Source organism: Pantoea hericii (assembly GCF_014155795.1).
GTDB classification, from domain to species: Bacteria; Pseudomonadota; Gammaproteobacteria; order Enterobacterales; family Enterobacteriaceae; genus Pantoea; species Pantoea eucalypti.
Window position 1 is genome coordinate 83,813 of the sequence record NZ_SCKV01000006.1, and the last position, 18,163, is coordinate 101,975.

An 18,163-nucleotide genomic window follows, 5' to 3' on the forward strand; every position below is an offset into this window, starting at 1 on the left:
GCCTGATGCTCTGCATCAGGCGTTTTTTATTTCAGCGCTGCTGCGCGTAACGGACGGGCTGCGGTCGTTCCGTGCGCTGCATCACCCGATCCAGTACCTCCGCTTCCAGTTCGGCCAGCCGCGCAGATCCACGACGCCGCGGACGGGGCAGGTCCACCAGCAGATCCAGACCGATCTCGCCCTCTTCAATCAACAGCACGCGATCCGCCATTGCCACCGCTTCACTGACATCATGTGTGACCAGCAACACAGTAAAATGATGCTGTTGCCACAGTGACTCAATCAATCCCTGCATTTCAATGCGCGTCAGGGCATCCAGTGCGCCCAGCGGTTCATCCAGCAGCAGCAAACCCGGTCGATGGATCAGCGCCCTGGCCAGTGCCACGCGCTGTTTCTGACCGCCAGAGAGTGCAGCCGGCCACTCACTGGCCCGATCGGCCAGTCCTACCGCCGCCAGGGCATCCATTGCCGCGCTGCGCCATTCGCGTCCGCGCAGGCCCAGACCGACGTTATCGATCACTTTTTTCCACGGCAGCAGTCGCGCATCCTGAAACATCAGGCGGGTATCTTCTCGCGCTGACTGCAGCGGCGCATTGCCCGACAGCAGTTCACCGCTGGAACTCTGTTCAAGTCCCGCCAGCAGACGCAGCAGAGTGCTTTTGCCACAGCCGCTGCGACCCACTACCGCCACAAACTGACCTGAAGGAATATGCAGGTCGATCTTATTGAGTATGGTGCGACTGCCATACTGTTTGCTGACGCCGTTGACGCCAACCGGCGTACCGGTGTTGAGGCGGGCCGGTGAGAAAGTCTGGCTCATGCGTTCTCCTCCTTCAGTTGGTAAGCGGGATGCCAGCGCAGCCAGACACGTTCCAGTAACAACGCGGCGACATCCGCCAGTTTGCCGAGCAGGGCGTAGAGAATAATGGCCACCACCACCACATCGGTCTGCAGGAATTCACGCGCATTCATCGCCAGATAGCCGATGCCAGAACTGGCGGAGATAGTCTCGGCGACAATCAGCGTCAGCCACATCAGACCCAGCGCGAACCGTACGCCGACCATAATATTGGGCAGCGCACCGGGCAGGATCACCTGAATAAACAGGCTCCAGCCGGAGAGGCCATAGCTGCGGGCCATCTCAACCAGCCCGCGATCAATGTTGCGGATGCCATGATAAGTATTCAGGTAGATCGGGAACAGCGTGCCCAGCGCCACCAGAAAGATTTTGGCGGATTCATCAATGCCGAACCAGAGGATCACCAGCGGGATCAGTGCCAGATGCGGCACATTACGCAGCATCTGCAGCGAGGTATCCAGCAACCGCTCACCGGTTTTTGAGGTGCCCGTGATCAAGCCCAGCAGCAGGCCGAGAGATCCACCGATGCTGAAGCCGATCAGCGCCCGCCAGCTGCTGATCGCCAGGTGCTGCCAGAGTTCACCGCTGGCGGTCAGCTGCCAGAAGGTGGTCACGATCTTCTCCGGTGCGGGCAGAATGCGGTTTGATAACCAGCCGGTCTGTGAGGCTATCTGCCACACCACGACCAGCAGCGTTGGCAGGAGCCAGGGTAGCAACGTATCAGCAAGGCGTTTTCGGGTTCTGGCCATCATGCTCTCCTCAGCCCCGGGCGACTTTTTTCTCAGGGGTAAAATCGTTGGCGACCGCTTCACCGTGCGCCTGAACCACCCGCGGCTGAGGCACCAGGGGAACCTGCAGATCCAGATGCGGGAACAGCAGTTCGCCAACGCGATACGCCTCTTCCAGATGCGGATACCCCGACAGGATAAAGGTCTCGATGCCCAGCGCTTCATACTCCCTGATACGTGCGGCAACCGTCGGACCATCGCCGACCAGCGCCGTACCGGCTCCGCTGCGCACCAGGCCCACGCCGGCCCACAGGTTCGGGCTGATTTCGAGCTTGTCGCGTCGACCGCCGTGCAGGGCGGCCATCCGGCGCTGACCCACAGAATCTGCCCGCTGGAACGCTGCCTGTGCTTTCGCGATAGTGGCGTCATCGACATTGGCAATCAGCCGGTCAGCGGCCTGCCAGGCTTCTTCATTGGTTTCACGCACAATCACATGCAGACGGATGCCGAAGCGTACGGTGCGTCCCTGAGCAGCGGCTTTGGCGCGCACCTGGTCAATCTTCTCTTTGACCTGTGCAGGCGGCTCACCCCAGGTGAGATAAACATCGACCTGTTCGGCCGCCAGCTCCTGGGCCGGTTCAGAAGAGCCACCGAACCAGAGGGGAGGACGAGGCTGTTGTACCGGTTTAAACATCAGACGCGCGCCGCGAACCTTCACGTGCCTGCCTTCATAATCGACGGTTTCGCCTTCCAGCACCCGACGCCAGACACGGGTAAACTCGGCAGACTCTGCGTAACGCTCACGGTGATCCAGGAACACACCGTCGCCCGCCAGCTCTTCCGGATCGCCGCCGGTCACCAGATTGAACAGCGCGCGGCCATTGGAGAGCCGATCCAGAGTGGCAGCCTGACGCGCCGCCTGAGTCGGTGAAATCACGCCGGGGCGCAGCGCCACCAGGAAGCGCAGACGCTGAGTGACCGGAATCAGCGAGGCGGCAACCAGCCAGGCATCTTCGCATGAACGGCCGGTCGGGATTAATACGCCACCGAAGCCGAGGCGGTCGGCGGCCTGTGCCACCTGTTGCAGATAGGCGTGATCAACCGGTCGCGCCCCTTCGGCAGTACCAAGATAGTGGCCGTCGCCATGCGTCGGCAGAAACCAGAAAATGGATACGCTCATTATTGTTGCTCCTTATTGCGTTACGGTATGCGGTTGCCAGATGCGATCCTGAATCGTCACTTTTACGGGCAACAGATGATTGGCATAGAACAGGTCAGCGGTGCGCTGCTGAGCCGCAGCGGTTTCAGCGCTCACTGGTGAAATCCGGGTTGGTGGCCGATGGCTGAGATAGCTGGCGATAACCGGCTCAGGCAGACCCATTGCCTGCGCCAGCAGTGTGGTGCTCTGCTGACGCTGGCTGATTGTCAGCGCATCGGCCGCGCTAAAGGTATCGAGAACCTGCTGGATAAAGGCGCCATGGGCTTCGGCATAGCTGCGGGTCGCTAAATAGAATGAGCCAGTCAGATTAAGTGCGCTGCCATCAGTCAGCAGACGCGAATGACCCTGCAACAGCACCGAGGAGTAGTAGGGGTCCCAGATTGCCCAGGCATCAACATCTCCCTGCTGGAAGGCGGCGCGCGCATCGGCGGGTGTCAGATAAACCGGTGTAATATCTTTAAAACTCAGGCCCGCCTGCTGTAAGGCGCGAAGCAGTAAATTGTGCGAGCTGGAGCCTTTCTGGAACGCGACCTTTTTCCCTTTCAGGTCTGCGACCTGTTTCAGAGGACTCTCTTTTGGGACCAGAATCACTTCTGCTTTGGGCTTTGGCGGCTCGGAGCCGACATAAAGCAGATCCGCGCCAGCGGCCTGGGCAAACAATGGCGGAAGGTCACCGGTGCTGCCGAGGTCAATACTGTTGATGTTCAGCGCTTCCAGCATTTGTGGACCCGCCGGAAACTCGATCCACTTAATCTGAGTATGGGGAAAACGCTTCTCCAGTAACTGATGTGATTTTGCCAGCACCATGCTGACTGAACCTTTCTGATAGCCGATACGAATCTCAGCCGGATCGGATTCGGCGGCCTGAACCAGAGGGGCGATGAGTAAAAGGCCTGCCACCAGCCACTTTCCAACTATTTGCTTCATCGAACTCTTCCTTATACCGCTTGTGCAACGGGGTGGTGGTGACGGGTCAGCGCCAGCCAGAACGCAGTGACGGCTTCATCCAGACGCTGTGACAGTGAATCCTGTAAAACCGGCTGACGATCGTAGTGGGTAATCTGGCTGTCCTCGGCATAAACACCGTGCAGGATCTCCTGCGCCTTTAAGGCGTTAAGAACCGGTTTCAGGGCGTAATCCAGCGCCAGCATGTGGCCGACACTGCCGCCGCTGGCCAGCGGCAACACAACCTTGTGCTCGAGTGCACGTTCAGGTAGCAAATCGAGCAGGGTTTTCAGCGCGCCTGAAAAGGACGCCTTATAAACAGGTGTCGCCACGATCAGGCCATCAGCAGACGCGAGGTCTTCACGGAGGGCCAGGAGTGCGGGTGCATCAAAACGTGCATTGATCAGATCGTCAGGCTGAAAGTTGTGAATATTCCAGGGAATGACTTCAATGCCACGCGCTTCCAGCTTGTGCTGACACAGCGTCAGTAATGAAGTCGAGCGGGAAGGAAATCGTGGGCTGCCAGCCAGCGTAATAACGCGCATCATCACTCCTTATAACTAAAAGTTATTGATTATCTAAAGTTGAGAACTAATGGCTTCATACTGTCAGAGCTACGGAGTGGGCTTAAATGATTTATCCGGCAAAGTAAGGGTGAAAAATGCAAATAGAAGACGCCGCTGCAGAAGGGAACGCATAAGCTTCCGATAATTCTTAATTTAGGTTCCGGCAGGCGGTGAATTGATTAAGGAGTTTGATACGAGATGGTCAAAACGGGGGAGGGTGCTGAAAAAAATCGTTTTCGTCTGATTGCTTAATCAATCTTCCTGAGAATCATACAGCGTTAAAGCGAAGCGGTGAGCATAACAGCCCCTCTGAGCGGCACAGAATCTGCCTGTCTGCGGAAGCCCCTGCCTGAAGCTAAGATTAATCGCAGAAAGAAAACTGCAATGAAAATGAAGTAATGGTGAAGTTATTCACTATTACAGATGTTCTCTTACACATTACTGAACATGGTTACGTCTGCTTTGCCGGGCTATTTTAAATCGATCATCAACGGTTTTAACATTTACGCGGACTATAGATGCACTTTCATTAACAGTGATTTTCACAGGAAACGTTAAGATAATTTTTACGACTGGTCTTTATTCGCATTACCGGTTTAAGATAATCAGGCCAAATGAAAGCTATCATAATAATAGCGCATTACTCTTTTCGACGTTTCGCCTCTGGTCAGGACCTGCATCTGGCAGGTGACGCGTATTGTCTTTTTTCTAACAGCAGAGAATTGCCTATGTCTGACACTCTATTATCTGTAATTATTCCAACTTACAATGTTGAAAAATATATTGTGGAGTGCGTCGATTCATTATTACGTCAGGTTAAAGCGCCCAATGAAATACTCATTGTGAATGATGGTTCCACCGATGGAACATTAGCCTTACTTGAACAGAATTATGCGCATCTTCCTCAGGTGAAAATAATTACCACTGAAAATGGAGGCGCCGGTCAGGCCCGGGATGTGGGCATTGCACAGGCGAAGGGACAGTTTCTCTTTTTCTGTGATCCGGACGACGTCGTGGCGGACGGCCTGGTGGCCGAGCTGGCCAGGGTGGCGGAAACGCATCCTGAAACGGACCTGTTCTGTTTTAAATCGTGTGTATTCCGCGATGGTCAGATTGACATCACTTCACCAAAAGTGAGGCACGAACTCTTTGGCCAGCAAAAGCCACAGGAGGTCCTGCTGGCGCTGCTGCGTAATGGCAGCTATACCTCGGCGGCCTGGAGTTATGTCATCAGCAAACGCGTTATTGAGCAGCATAAATTGCGCTTTGTTAAACGTGTTCATGAAGACCACAATTTTACCCTTTCCTGTTTTATGAAAAGTCAGCAGGCCTGGGTCAGTCATCAGGTCTATTATAAACAGCGTATTCGTAACGGTTCACTGACCAACAGTACTAAAAGTAATGAGTTTTTCCATCAGCGCTATGACGCTTTTATGCACGCCTACAACACGTTAACCGGATCGATGGTTAAATCAGCATGGCGTGACACCCTGGAAAAAGCCTATTTAGTTCACTCGTTTCGTCTGATGATCTATTTATCGCTCTACAATCGAACACCTGTTCCTGAATATGTGCTGAATGCTATTCGCTTTTTGGGACGTAATGTAAAAGCAGAGAGCTTTAAAGAGCGGTTATTGTTTAATCGTCCTGAACTGTTTATTGCGCTGCAGCATTACAAAGTCAAAAAAGAGTTGAAAAACGCGGCCTGATCACAAAAAACAGCCTGATTCTGAAAAATGTGAAGCGATATTGTTTATGCCTTAGCGAAATGAGAAGGTGAGACATGCAATGTGTATAAGGTTGTTGCGTCATGGCAAAAGTTCTTGATAAAAGTCTGATTATTAATATTTTCTCCCTGCTGGCCTATCGTGGTGCGTCGTTTCTTTTTCCGCTGGCGACGCTGCCCTATCTTGCCCGTGTTCTGGGTGTAGAGCAGATGGGTACGCTGGCACTGGCGATCGCCTGTGTGCTCTATTGCAGTACCATCTCTGACTGGGGATTCAATGTCTTTACCACCAAAGATATTGCTCACCATCGTGATGACAAAGAACGCGTCACTCAGCTTTTCTGGTCAACATTTAACGCCAAGCTGATGCTGCTGGTGGTGACCAGCGGCACGCTGCTGACCGCGACCTGGTTCAATCCTGCCTGGCATCCGTTGTTCTTTATCATCCTGGCGAACTGCACCACGCTGATAGGCTCGTTGTTTTCATTTGGCTGGCTGATGCAGGGCTTTGAGAAGTTGGGTAAGACGGCAATGATCGCTACCTTCGGGAACTTCTGTGCGATTCCGCTAACGTTTTTACTGGTGAAATCCCCGCAGGATACCTGGCTGGCTGCCCTGATCCCTGGCACTGTCTCGATCATCAGTGCAGCGATTACGCTGAAGTTTGTGCTGGAGATGAAGGTCATTGGCCGTTATCGCTTTGAGCCCCGTGAAATCAAACAGCGCATCACCGACAGCATGGATGTCTTTATCGCCATTGCCGGTGCCAATCTGTTCAACAGCGTCAATGTCGTGATTCTCGCTTCCTTTACCTCCACCTATATGGTGGGTATCTATAACGGTGCGGATCGTCTGCGTAAAGCCGCTAACTCTGTGCCAGAGCAGATTGGCAGCGCCTTCTTCCCGCGCGTCAGTCATCTGTTTGGCCGGGATAAACGGGCTGCCATTGCAGCGACGCGCAAAAGCCTGCTGCTGTCGTTTTCCCTGAGTCTGTCGATTGTGATCTTTACCTGGTTCTTTGCTGACCTGGTGGTTTCAATCTTACTGGGTAAGGACTTTATTCCGTCGGCGGATGTGCTGCGTGTCTTTGTGCTCTGCTTCCTGTTTGGCAACATTGCTTATCCGGCCGGATTACAGATTCTGATTCCACATGGTTTAGCGCGTCAGCGTATGTGGGTGATGATGGCCGCGGGTGTGATTAACGTGCCGCTGTGCTGTTTCCTGGCGTGGAAGTTTGGTGCGATCGGGGCCGCATGGTCGATGGTCGGGGCAGAAGCGTTCGTCTGCATCGGTATTTTTGGCATCATGCAGCGTCACGGGATCCTCCGGGAATATCTGTTCCCCTCGCAGGTGGAAAATCACCCCGTAAACGATTCCGCTGCGTAAGATCAAGGGATTTTCAGTTAACTTCCCACCACCCCGCAGTTCGATTTACTTTTGCGCCAGAGCACTTTACCATTCTGGCGCACATTTTCCCGTGCACCGACTTCCACGATCGCTTCCGTCCTTCAGGAGAGTGCATGTTTTATCCTATCGTCCGACCGGCGCTGTTTAAACTCGACCCCGAACGCGCACACGAACTCACCTTTCAGCAACTACGCTTTATGAGCGGCACGCCACTTGAGATGTTCTATCGCCAGACTCTGCCGTCGCGTCCGGTTACCTGTATGGGACTGACCTTTAAGAACGCCCTGGGCCTGGCCGCCGGGCTGGATAAGAACGCAGAGTGTATTGATGCGTTTGCCGCGATGGGCTTTGGTTTTGTTGAAGTCGGTACCGTCACGCCGCGCCCTCAGGCGGGCAATGATAAGCCACGCATGTTTCGGCTGGTGGAAGCAGGCGGAATTATCAATCGGATGGGATTTAATAATCTGGGTGTCGATCATCTGGTTGAAAACGTGAAAAAAGCGCGTTTTAACGGCGTGCTGGGAATCAATATCGGTAAAAATAAAGATACGCCAGTCGAGCAGGGCAAAGATGATTATCTGATCTGCATGGAGAAGGTCTATGCCCACGCCGGTTATATCGCCATCAATATTTCCTCCCCTAACACGCCAGGTTTGCGTTCGCTGCAATATGGCGAGGCGCTGGATGATCTGCTCTCCTCAATCAAACAAAAACAAAAAGAGCTGGAACAGCGTCACCTTAAATATGTTCCGCTGGCCGTGAAAATTGCGCCCGATCTCTCGGAAGAGGAGTTAATTCAGGTCGCAGACAGTTTAATTCGTCATCAGATTGATGGTGTTATTGCCTGCAATACCACCCTCGATCGTTCGCTGGTTAGTGGACTCAAATATGCTGAGGAAGCAGGCGGATTAAGTGGCCGGCCAGTTCAGTCCCGGAGCACAGCGGTTATCCAGCGCCTCTCTCAGGAACTGCAGGGACGCCTGCCGATTATTGGCGTTGGTGGCATTGATTCTTTAACGGCCGCACGTGAAAAAATCGCCGCCGGGGCAACATTAGTTCAGATTTATTCAGGTTTTATTTATCAGGGACCGGGCTTAATTAAAGATATCGTTACCAATATCTAAGACAATTCTCACAATGACGGGCCGGGGGCTTTATTTATCCCCTCGGCTCGTTTATATTTTGTCCTGTTGCACGCTTTTTCAACTTTTCCTTATGTTTCTTTTTCGCTGAATTCTGCGTGATTTTTGGCGCAGCGGTAAATACAGGGCACACGATGAAAATTAAACCCGATGATAACTGGCGTTGGTATTTTGACAGCAGCCACGATCGAATGATGCTCGACCTGGCCGACGGTATGCTGTTTCGTTCCCGCTATTCCCGCAAAATGCTCACGCCGGACGCTTTCGCTGAATCGGGCTTTTGTGTCGATGACGCTGCTCTTTATTACACGTTTGAAGAGACCTGCCGTCATTGCAAACTCAGTGGCAGTCACCGTGCTGAGTTGGTGTTAAACGCACTGGTCGCTGCCCGCTTTCTCAAACCCCTGATGCCTAAAAGCTGGCATTTCACCTCATATGCCCCGGCCATGCAGCCTCGTCCTGGCGAAATGGTACAGGTTACGCTGGCTGAAGAGGGAACACAGGCACGTCTGCTGGTGGTTGAAAGTGGTGATAATGCGGCGCTCTGTCTGCTGGCGCAGCAAGGTCTCACGCTGGCGGGAAAAAACATGGTGCTCGGCGATGCCATCAAAGTGATGAACGATCGCCTGCAGCCCTGGCATGAGGACGTTGCTGCACCTTTCGCCCGCGCTGTCTGATCATCTCAGTTCAACATCGCCCGCCGGAATACAGCTACAGCTTAACAGTGTGCCGTCCTGACGCAGGGCACTCTGTTTCAGCGCCTTCACCTCACCTGCGACCAGATTCAGCTTGCAACTGCCACAGAGACCTGCACGACAGGAATAGGGTATGCGAAAGCCCTGCATCTCCAGTTGATCCAGTAACACCTGCTGATTATCCCCGGTGAATGTCTGACCCTGATAAGTAATGTTCACGGTTTCAGGCGCCTGTTTTTCTGGTTTCAACGTTTCAACCACTTCACCCGCCCCATACCTGCGCGATGCATGACGTTTCAGGACAATCATTTCATCACCCGCACGCACGACGCCGCTGCTACGCGCCACTAAGTTCAGGCCGAAATCGATGTCACCACTGCCATCCTGAGCGGTACGAAAAGTCTGCAACGTCGCCAGCGGATGACCGGTGGGATGCTTAACGCCGGTCTCGGTGCTGACCGTGGTGAGCACACAGCGACTGCAGGGCTTTGGCACCTCGAATATCACGTCGCCAATCTGAATTTCTGCCCAGCTATCTTCATCCCATGCGGCAGCACCGCTGACGACCAGATTCGGACGAAACTGTTCGGCTCGGACGCTGGCCGGGCAGCGTTGTTGCAGATCATGCAGCGACGCGTTGTTGATCAGCAAAAACGGAAAGCCATCGGCAAAGCTAAGCGGAATATGATCAAACTTTTTGACCCGGCGGCTGGGTTGTGGCCCGACCCAGCGCAACTGAACGTCGCGCGGGAAGAACTGGCTCAGCCACTGATTTATCGCAAGGGGCGCTATGCGCGCGGTAAAATGATTACCCCAGACTTCGGTGGGATGATCCTGCTCATCGAAATCGCTGAAGCGGATCAGGGACTGACTGCCATCTGGCGCCGCCAGCAACAGGCCATCCGGCAGAATCGCGGGCGTAAAGCGCACCATCTCCGGGTGCTGGCGGGCGGTAATAAAGGTGCCATCAGGTTCGGTCACCATAAACAGACGATCAAACGCCAGTCCGCTGTCAGTGACCAGCGCGTGTGATAACGCTAATCCCCGCATCGACTTCACAGGATGAATAAATAAGCGGGAAAGCGTGATCATGGTGTTCTCCTTGAACCCGACGCGCGACACAAAAGAAGCTAACTTTATGACATAGGTCTCCGATTCGCTATAATGCGCGACAATTTTCTCAAGAGTTAAAAAGTGACGATATGAATTCTCTGTTTGCCAGCACGGCGCGTGGGCTCGAAGAGCTGTTAAAAAGTGAGCTGGACGCGCTGGGCGCGCAGGATTTGCAAGTGGTGCAGGGAGGCGTTCACTACGAAGCCGACGATCGCGCCATGTACCAAAGTCTGATGTGGAGTCGTTTAGCATCACGCATCCTGTTGCCGCTGGGAGAGTTTGGCGTCTACAGCGATCTTGATCTCTATCTGGGTGTACAGAGCGTGGACTGGCCGACGATGTTCGGCAGCGACAAAACGTTTGTCGTGCATTTCAGCGGCACCAACGACTCGATTCGTAATAGCCAGTTTGGCGCGCTGAAAGTGAAAGATGCCATCGTGGACAGCTTTACCCGTCAAAACCTCGAGCGGCCGAATGTCGATCGTGAGCAGGCGGATATCCGTGTCAACGTCTGGCTGAATGACGATCGTGCCAGTATTGCGCTGGATCTCAGCGGCAGCTCGCTGCATCAGCGCGGCTATCGGCAGCAAACCGGTCAGGCACCGTTGAAAGAGACGCTGGCCGCAGCGATTGTGCTGCGTTCTGGCTGGGAGCCGACCACGCCGCTGATCGATCCGATGTGTGGTTCCGGTACGCTGCTGATTGAAGCCGCACTGATCGCCTGCGATCGCGCACCAGGCCTGCTGCGCAAGCACTGGGGCTTCACCGCCTGGAGTCAGTTTAATGCTGCTCTGTGGCAGGATGTGAAAGCCGAGGCGCAGGCGCGTGCCCGTGCGGGCACCGCAGCCACCCAGGCGCGCTTCTTTGGCTATGATAATAATGGCCGTGTACTGGAGTGGGCGCAGTCGAATGCCCGTCGCGCAGGCGTTTATGAACTCTTTACCTTTGCTCAACAGGACCTGCTGAAGCTGACCAATCCGGTCGATCCGGCTGTGCATGGCACGGTGCTGAGCAATCCGCCTTACGGTGAACGTCTGGAGAGCGAACCCGCCCTCATTGCGCTGCACAGCCAGCTTGGACGTCTGATGAAGCAGCATTTTGGCGGCTGGAATCTGTCGCTGTTCAGCGCCTCGCCTGAACTGCTGAGCTGCCTGCAACTGCGTGCCGACCGCCAGTTCAAAGCGAAAAACGGTCCGCTGGATTGCGTTCAGAAAAATTATCAGCTGGCGGTCAACAGCCATGAAAGCGCCGGTCAGATTGCGGAAGATTACGCGAACCGTCTGCGTAAAAATGTGAAAAAGCTGGAGAAGTGGGCGCGTCAGGAAGGCATTGAATGCTACCGCATTTATGACGCCGATCTGCCAGACTACAACGTCGCTGTCGATCGCTATGGCGACTGGGTGATTATCCAGGAATACGCGCCACCGAAAACGATCGATCCGAACAAAGCGCGTCAGCGCCTGTTCGATGTGATCAGCGCGACCCTGAGCGTACTGGAACTGCCTGCCGACCGTCTGATTATGAAAACGCGTGAGCGTCAGAAAGGCAAAGCGCAGTATCAGAAGCTCAGCGAAAAGGGCGACTATTTCGAAGTTAAAGAGTTTAATGCGCATTTCTGGGTGAATCTGACCGACTATCTCGATACCGGCCTGTTCCTCGATCACCGCATTGCCCGTAAAATGCTCGGCCAGATGAGCCAGGGCAAAGATTTCCTGAACCTGTTTGCCTATACCGGCACCGCCAGTGTGCATGCCGGTCTGGGTGGGGCGCGTTCGACCACCACGGTCGATATGTCGCGGACCTATCTGGAGTGGGCGGAGCGCAACCTGCGTCTTAACGGACTGACCGGGCGTCAGCACCGCCTGATGCAGGCAGACTGCCTGAGCTGGCTGAATGAGAGTGACGAGAATTTTGACCTGATCTTTATCGATCCGCCAACCTTCTCCAACTCAAAACGTATGGAAGAGAGCTTTGACGTTCAGCGCGATCATATGATGCTGATGCGTAACCTGAAGCGCCTGCTGCGTCGCGGCGGCACCATCATGTTCTCCAATAACAAACGCGGTTTCAAAATGGACATGGATGGCCTGAAAGCACTGGGCCTGCAGGCGCAGGATATTACCCAGAAAACACAGTCGCAGGACTTCGCGCGTAACCGTCAAATTCACAACTGCTGGCTGATCACTCACGCCGGTAAGGAATAAGATTACATGTCATTAATCAGTATCCACGGCGCTTATCTCTCCTTCAGCGATGCGCCGCTGCTAGACAACACCGAACTGCACATTGAAGAGAACGAACGCGTCTGTCTGGTGGGCCGTAACGGTGCAGGTAAATCCACACTGATGAAAATCATCAACGGCGAACAGCCGCTGGATGATGGCCGCATTATTTATGAAACCGATCTGGTGGTTGCGCGTCTGCAACAGGATCCACCGCGTAACATCACCGGTTCGGTCTATGACTTCGTGGCTGAGGGCGTTGAAGAGCAGGCTGAGAATCTGAAAGCCTATCACGCCATTTCCCATGTGGTGATGGACGATCCAAGCGATAAAAACCTCAATGAGATGGCGCGTCTGCAGACTATTCTCGACCATCAGAATTTGTGGCAGCTGGAAAGCCGCATCCATGACGTGCTGGAGCAGATTGGTCTGCAGCCCGATACCGAACTGTCGTCGCTCTCTGGCGGCTGGCTGCGTAAAGCGGCGCTGGGCCGTGCGCTGGTCAGTAACCCGCGCGTGCTGATGCTGGATGAGCCAACCAACCACCTCGATATTGAAACCATCGACTGGCTGGAAACGTTCCTGAAGAACTTCACCGGCAGCATCATCTTTATTTCGCATGACCGTTCGTTTATCCGCAACATGGCGACACGTATCGTCGATCTCGACCGCGGCAAGCTGGTCTCCTGGCCGGGCAACTACGATCTCTATCTGGAAGGCAAAGAAGAAGCCTTGCGCGTTGAAGAGATGCAGAACGCAGAATTCGACCGCAAGCTTGCGCAGGAAGAGGTGTGGATCCGTCAGGGCATCAAAGCCCGTCGTACACGTAACGAAGGCCGTGTGCGTGCGCTGAAAGCGCTGCGTCGTGAGCATTCGGAACGTCGCGAAGTCATGGGCAAAGCCAACATGCAGGTGGGCGAAGCGTCCCGCTCCGGCAAAATTGTGTTTGAGCTGGAACATGTCGACTACGCGGTCGACGGCAAAGTGCTGGTGAAGGATTTCTCAACCCAGGTTCAGCGTGGCGACAAAATTGCGCTGATTGGACCGAACGGTTGCGGTAAAACCACCTTACTGCGTCTGATGCTGCAGCAATTAAAAGCGGATCATGGCCGCGTGCATTCCGGCACCAAGCTGGAAGTGGCCTACTTTGACCAGCATCGCGCTGAACTGGATCCGGATCGCACCGTGATGGACAACTTGGCCGAAGGCAAGCAGGAAGTGCTGGTTAACGGCAAACCGCGCCACGTGCTGGGCTATCTGCAGGACTTCCTGTTCCATCCTAAACGTGCCATGACGCCGGTGCGCGCACTTTCGGGTGGTGAACGTAACCGCCTGTTGCTGGCGCGTCTGTTCCTGCGTCCCAGCAACCTGATGATTCTGGATGAACCAACAAACGACCTCGACGTCGAAACGCTGGAACTGCTGGAAGAGCTGATTGATGGTTATCAGGGCACCGTCTTACTGGTCAGTCACGATCGTCAGTTCGTCGACAATACCGTCACTGAGTGCTGGATTTTTGAAGGCAACGGCGAAATCGGCACCTTTGTGGGCGGTTATCACGATGCTCAGCAGCAGCGCGCCGCCTACCGTCAGCACAGAGCTGCCACACCCGCAAAAGCGACGGCTAATACCGCTAAGCCTGCCGCAGAGAAGAGTGATGCGAAGCGTAACGTAAATAAACTCAGCTACAACCTGGCGCGAGAGCTGGAACAGTTGCCGCAAAAACTGGAGCAGCTGGAGGCGCGCATTGGCGAACTGCAGGCGAAGATGAGTCACCCGGACTTCTTCAGTCAGGCACACGATCAGACACAGCCGGTGCTGGATAATCTGGCGCAGGCTGAGCAGGAGCTGGAAACCGCTTTTGCGCGCTGGGAAGAGCTTGAGTCACTGAAAAACGGCGCGTAGGGCAGGGCTAACGGATGTGTTCAGCAGTGAAAAGTAACGCGTGGATACTTTGTCCACAATGCGATTTAATGATTAAGCTGCCGGACATTCCCGTTGGCAGCCGTGCATCATGCCCGCGCTGCCACACCTCCCTGACGGCCAACTGGCACGAGCCGCGCAAACGACCGACGGGCTATGCGCTGGCAGCACTCTTTATGCTGCTGCTGGCGAATCTGTTTCCTTTCGTCTCAATGAAAGTTGCGGGGCTGACCAGCCAGATTACACTTTCGCAGATCCCCAAGGTCATGGTGACGGAAGATTACAGCAGCCTGGCGACGCTGTTCCTGCTCTTTGTGCAGGCGGTCCCGGCTTTCTGCATGATCACCATTATACTGCTGGTCAATCCGGTTCCTTTTCCAACCCGACTTAAAATTGGTCTGGCACGCATCCTGTTTCAGCTGCGTAACTGGGGCATGGCAGAAATTTTTATGGCGGGCGTGCTGGTCAGCTTCGTCAAACTGATGGCCTACGGTGAGATTGGCCTGGAGACCAGTTTCTGGCCGTGGGTGTTGTTTTGTCTGTTACAACTTCGGGCCTTTCAGTGCGTTGACCGGCGCGAGTTGTGGGAGAGTCTCTCCCCCCGACCCGCGCTACCTCATCTGCCCGAAGTGGGCATCAGTGGTTTAGAGCAGGGCCTGCGTTCCTGCCCATGCTGTACGGCCATTCTGCCTGAAGCTGAGCATACCTGTCCGCGCTGCGGCGTAACGGCGCAGGCGCGACGAAAGCACAGCCTGCAGTGGACGCTGGCGCTGTTGTTTACCTCCATACTGCTTTATATCCCCGCCAACCTGTTGCCGATCATGGTGACGGAAACCCTCGGCACAGCGTATCCCTCTAATATTATGGCGGGGGTGATTGTGCTGTGGGATGACGGTTCTTATCCGGTAGCGCTGGTGATTTTTATCGCCAGCATTATGGTGCCTACGCTAAAAATGCTGGCGATTGGCTGGCTCTGCTGGGATGCCAGCGGGCGCGGACGGCGTGACAGCCACAGGATGCACAAAATTTATGAAGTGGTTGAATTTGTTGGCCGCTGGTCAATGATTGACGTGTTTGTGATTGCCGTGCTCTCTGCGCTGGTGCGTATGGGGCAATTAATGAATGTTTATCCCGCGTGGGGGGCAGTACTGTTTGCGATGGTGGTGATTATCACCATGATTGCTGCCATGACCTTTGACCCGCGATTAACCTGGGATCGTGTACGCGAAAACAATATGAAGGAGTCGCGCCTTGACGGAAACTAACCACGGCCATGCAAAGGTGGAACAGATTAAGCGCTGGTCGCCGGTCTGGATTGTCCCCATCGTTACGCTGTTAATTGGCGGGTGGATCCTGTTCTACCATTTCAGCCATCAGGGGCCTGAAGTCACCTTAATCACCGAAAACGCCGAAGGCATTGTTGCGGGTAAAACCACAATTAAAAGTCGCAGCGTGGATGTCGGTATCGTGGAGAGCGCGGTGTTAAGCGACGATCTCCACCATGTAGAAATTAAGGCCCGTCTTAATGCGGGTATGGGAAAACTGCTGCATAAAGACAGTGTTTTCTGGGTAGTGAAACCGCAAATAGGACGTGAAGGCATCAGCGGGCTGGGAACGCTGCTGTCAGGTGCCTACATTGAATTACAGCCCGGCACCAAAAGTGAAGCGCCAGAACAGTTTAACCTGCTCGATGCCCCTCCTTTAGCGCCGCCAGATGCGAAAGGTATCCGCATTATTCTCGACAGCAAAAAAGCGGGTCAGCTTAATCCGGGCGATCCGGTGCTGTTCCGCGGCTATCGCGTCGGTACGGTTGAGACCAGCGTTTTTGATACTGATAAACGTATGATGACCTATCAGCTGTTTGTCGCTGCGCCTTACGACCGCCTGGTGACGACCAACGTGCGTTTCTGGAAGGACAGCGGTATCGCCGTGGATATGTCTGCCTCTGGCATGCGCGTAGAAATGGGTTCGCTCACGACGCTCTTCAGTGGTGGCGTCAGTTTTGATGTGCCGGATGGCTGGGAACTGGGTGAGCCTGCGCAGAACAAATCTGATTATCATCTGTTTGACGATCAGCGCAGTATTCAGGACTCACTTTATACCAACCATATTGATTACCTGATGTTCTTCACCGACTCGATTCGTGGTCTTCAGGCAGGCGCGCCGGTTGAGTTCCGGGGTATTCGTCTGGGTACCGTTTCTGAAGCGCCATTGATGAAAGCAGGCCTGGATCAGGCGCTGAATAATGATTACCGCGTACCGGTACTGATTCGTATTGAGCCGGATCGCTTTATCAGCCGGCTGGGTGAAAATTTCGATCTTGAACAGCATCTGCAGGATGGTAAGAAACGCGGTCTGCGTGCCACGCTGAAAACGGGCAACCTGCTGTCGGGCGCACTCTATGTCGATCTCGACTTCTATGACAATGCGCCAGCCTATAAAGGACCACAGAAAGTCTCTGGCTATGAAGTGATCCCAACGGTCAGTGGTGGCCTGAGCCAGATTCAGCAGAAGCTGATGGCGGCACTGGATAAAATCAACAGTCTTCCACTGAACGGCATGGTTAACGAAGCCACAGGTACACTGAAAGAGAGCCAGAAAACGATGCGTGATCTGCAGCGCACCATCGACAACATCAACAAAGTCACTGGCAGTCCGGCGATGAAAACGCTGCCGGAAGATCTGCAGCAGACATTGCGCGAGCTGAACCGCAGCATGAAGGGCCTGCAGCCAGGTTCGCCAGCTTACACCAAAGTGGTAGGCGATATGCAGCGACTGGATCAGGTACTGCGTGAACTTCAGCCGGTACTGAGAACGCTCAACAATAAGAGCAATGCGCTGGTATTTGAGGCGAAACCGGGACAGGATCCCCAGCCGAAGAGGGCGAAACAGTGAAGAAAGGATTGATACTTTGTGCCGCGCTGGTGTTAAGTGCGTGCAGTAGCAGCGTTGACAATACCTGGTATCAGCTGCCCTCCGGGGCGGCATCCATGCAGGTCAGCAGCAGCCAGCTGAATGAAGCGCAGCCCATGCTGTGGGTGCAGCAGGTGACGGTGCCGGATTATCTGGCAGGCAATGGACTGGTTTATCAGACCAGCGATGTCAAATATGTCATCGCCACAAATAATCTCTGGGCCAGTCCGCTCGATCAGCAGTTGCAGCAGACGCTGATCACTAACCTGAGCAAGGCGTTGCCAGGCCGGCTGGTGGCCGGTTCACCGTTAGGTGCGCAACACGATACGCTTAACGTGACGGTCACCGGCTTCCAGGGACGTTACGATGGCAAAGCGATCGTCAGTGGTGAATGGACGCTGGAACATCAGGGCCGTCTGACTAAGCAGGCGTTTAATCTGGTTCTGCCGCAAACCGAAGATGGCTATGATGCTATGGTCCGCACGCTGGCGGCGGGCTGGCAACAGACTGCGCAGAAGATTGCCAACAGTGTGGTTGCGTTAAATTAAGATTAATGTGAATAAATAAGCTAAGCCCCTGTCCGGTTGTCGTGATTTTTCGACGCCGGCCAGGGGCTTTTTTATTAGCTTAATCAGAGAGATGGTGTTGATGTGTGCATCACAAAACGCCGTTATTTTTACCGATTAAGGTCACATTTATGACACT

The 18,163-nt window shown here is 54.3% G+C and carries 15 protein-coding genes; 9 read left to right on the top strand and 6 right to left on the bottom strand.

From position 1 onward, the window contains the following. Positions 1-31: 31 nt before the first annotated feature. From ssuB to ssuE, 5 genes are read right to left on the bottom strand one after another with little or no spacing between them, the layout of a single operon-like run. Positions 32-820 carry an aliphatic sulfonates ABC transporter ATP-binding protein gene (gene ssuB, locus H7K52_RS14300; RefSeq protein WP_182630161.1) on the bottom strand — a complete coding sequence of 263 codons (789 nt, stop codon included), beginning with the start codon at positions 818-820 and terminating at the stop codon, positions 32-34. Beyond that, complete coding sequence (gene ssuC / locus H7K52_RS14305) at positions 817-1,608, bottom strand: aliphatic sulfonate ABC transporter permease SsuC (RefSeq protein ID WP_008925861.1); 792 nt, start codon at positions 1,606-1,608, stop codon at positions 817-819. The genes ssuB and ssuC overlap by 4 nt, the downstream gene beginning before the upstream one ends. Before the next feature lie 10 nt (positions 1,609-1,618). Then, positions 1,619-2,767, bottom strand: a complete 1,149-nt coding sequence (gene ssuD / locus H7K52_RS14310; protein WP_039660947.1) for an FMNH2-dependent alkanesulfonate monooxygenase — start codon at positions 2,765-2,767, stop codon at positions 1,619-1,621. 12 nt (positions 2,768-2,779) lie between these two features. After that, positions 2,780-3,733, bottom strand: coding sequence for a sulfonate ABC transporter substrate-binding protein (locus H7K52_RS14315; RefSeq protein ID WP_039660948.1), 954 nt, complete (start codon positions 3,731-3,733; stop codon positions 2,780-2,782). An 11-nt stretch (positions 3,734-3,744) separates the two neighbouring features. Next, on the bottom strand, positions 3,745-4,296 hold the full coding sequence (gene ssuE / locus H7K52_RS14320; protein ID WP_008925864.1) for an NADPH-dependent FMN reductase: 552 nt from the start codon (positions 4,294-4,296) through the stop codon (positions 3,745-3,747). 749 nt (positions 4,297-5,045) lie between these two features. Between ssuE and H7K52_RS14325 the strand changes: the two genes are divergently transcribed. The 4 genes from H7K52_RS14325 to H7K52_RS14340 all read left to right on the top strand — a co-directional run bounded on the left by H7K52_RS14325 (position 5,046) and on the right by H7K52_RS14340 (position 9,269). After that, a complete protein-coding gene (locus H7K52_RS14325; RefSeq protein ID WP_008925865.1) occupies positions 5,046-6,026 on the top strand; it encodes a glycosyltransferase family 2 protein in 981 nt (326 codons plus the stop codon). A gap of 101 nt (positions 6,027-6,127) precedes the next feature. Continuing rightward, positions 6,128-7,429, top strand: a complete 1,302-nt coding sequence (locus H7K52_RS14330) for a flippase (RefSeq protein ID WP_039660951.1) — start codon at positions 6,128-6,130, stop codon at positions 7,427-7,429. Positions 7,430-7,563: 134 nt separating this feature from the next. Then, positions 7,564-8,574 (top strand): quinone-dependent dihydroorotate dehydrogenase, encoded by a 1,011-nt coding sequence (gene pyrD / locus H7K52_RS14335; RefSeq protein ID WP_008925867.1) that lies wholly within the window; start codon positions 7,564-7,566, stop codon positions 8,572-8,574. 152 nt (positions 8,575-8,726) lie between these two features. Beyond that, the gene (locus tag H7K52_RS14340) at positions 8,727-9,269 is read left to right on the top strand and encodes a cell division protein ZapC (RefSeq protein WP_008925868.1); all 543 of its coding nucleotides are present in this window, start codon (positions 8,727-8,729) and stop codon (positions 9,267-9,269) included. On the opposite strand, the gene H7K52_RS14345 is transcribed toward H7K52_RS14340, so the two are convergent. After that, complete coding sequence (locus H7K52_RS14345; protein ID WP_008925869.1) at positions 9,270-10,379, bottom strand: YcbX family protein; 1,110 nt, start codon at positions 10,377-10,379, stop codon at positions 9,270-9,272. Between the two features lie 110 nt (positions 10,380-10,489). Between H7K52_RS14345 and rlmKL the strand changes: the two genes are divergently transcribed. From rlmKL to pqiC, 5 genes are read left to right on the top strand one after another with little or no spacing between them, the layout of a single operon-like run. Beyond that, complete coding sequence (gene rlmKL, locus H7K52_RS14350) at positions 10,490-12,604, top strand: bifunctional 23S rRNA (guanine(2069)-N(7))-methyltransferase RlmK/23S rRNA (guanine(2445)-N(2))-methyltransferase RlmL (protein ID WP_008925870.1); 2,115 nt, start codon at positions 10,490-10,492, stop codon at positions 12,602-12,604. A 6-nt stretch (positions 12,605-12,610) separates the two neighbouring features. Then, positions 12,611-14,527 (top strand): ABC transporter ATP-binding protein, encoded by a 1,917-nt coding sequence (locus tag H7K52_RS14355; RefSeq protein WP_182630162.1) that lies wholly within the window; start codon positions 12,611-12,613, stop codon positions 14,525-14,527. Between the two features lie 14 nt (positions 14,528-14,541). After that, positions 14,542-15,810 (top strand): membrane integrity-associated transporter subunit PqiA, encoded by a 1,269-nt coding sequence (gene pqiA, locus H7K52_RS14360; RefSeq protein ID WP_008925872.1) that lies wholly within the window; start codon positions 14,542-14,544, stop codon positions 15,808-15,810. Further along, positions 15,797-17,440 (top strand): intermembrane transport protein PqiB, encoded by a 1,644-nt coding sequence (gene pqiB / locus H7K52_RS14365; RefSeq protein WP_008925873.1) that lies wholly within the window; start codon positions 15,797-15,799, stop codon positions 17,438-17,440. Before pqiA ends, pqiB begins: the two co-directional genes overlap by 14 nt. Beyond that, the gene (gene pqiC, locus H7K52_RS14370; RefSeq protein WP_008925874.1) at positions 17,437-18,006 is read left to right on the top strand and encodes a membrane integrity-associated transporter subunit PqiC; all 570 of its coding nucleotides are present in this window, start codon (positions 17,437-17,439) and stop codon (positions 18,004-18,006) included. Before pqiB ends, pqiC begins: the two co-directional genes overlap by 4 nt. The last annotated feature ends 157 nt before the right edge of the window (positions 18,007-18,163 follow it).

Excerpts from the sequence above, each read along its gene's own strand:
- H7K52_RS14345 (WP_008925869.1), bottom strand. The coding sequence starts at position 10,379 with ATGATCACGCTTTCCCGCTTATTTATTCATCCTGTGAAGTCGATGCGG.
- H7K52_RS14355 (WP_182630162.1), top strand. The coding sequence starts at position 12,611 with ATGTCATTAATCAGTATCCACGGCGCTTATCTCTCCTTCAGCGATGCG.
- H7K52_RS14315 (WP_039660948.1), bottom strand. The coding sequence starts at position 3,733 with ATGAAGCAAATAGTTGGAAAGTGGCTGGTGGCAGGCCTTTTACTCATC.
- pyrD (WP_008925867.1), top strand. The coding sequence starts at position 7,564 with ATGTTTTATCCTATCGTCCGACCGGCGCTGTTTAAACTCGACCCCGAA.
- pqiA (WP_008925872.1), top strand. The coding sequence starts at position 14,542 with ATGTGTTCAGCAGTGAAAAGTAACGCGTGGATACTTTGTCCACAATGC.
- ssuD (WP_039660947.1), bottom strand. The coding sequence starts at position 2,767 with ATGAGCGTATCCATTTTCTGGTTTCTGCCGACGCATGGCGACGGCCAC.
- H7K52_RS14340 (WP_008925868.1), top strand. The coding sequence starts at position 8,727 with ATGAAAATTAAACCCGATGATAACTGGCGTTGGTATTTTGACAGCAGC.
- ssuE (WP_008925864.1), bottom strand. The coding sequence starts at position 4,296 with ATGCGCGTTATTACGCTGGCTGGCAGCCCACGATTTCCTTCCCGCTCG.
- ssuC (WP_008925861.1), bottom strand. The coding sequence starts at position 1,608 with ATGGCCAGAACCCGAAAACGCCTTGCTGATACGTTGCTACCCTGGCTC.
- H7K52_RS14330 (WP_039660951.1), top strand. The coding sequence starts at position 6,128 with ATGGCAAAAGTTCTTGATAAAAGTCTGATTATTAATATTTTCTCCCTG.
- ssuB (WP_182630161.1), bottom strand. The coding sequence starts at position 820 with ATGAGCCAGACTTTCTCACCGGCCCGCCTCAACACCGGTACGCCGGTT.
- H7K52_RS14325 (WP_008925865.1), top strand. The coding sequence starts at position 5,046 with ATGTCTGACACTCTATTATCTGTAATTATTCCAACTTACAATGTTGAA.
- rlmKL (WP_008925870.1), top strand. The coding sequence starts at position 10,490 with ATGAATTCTCTGTTTGCCAGCACGGCGCGTGGGCTCGAAGAGCTGTTA.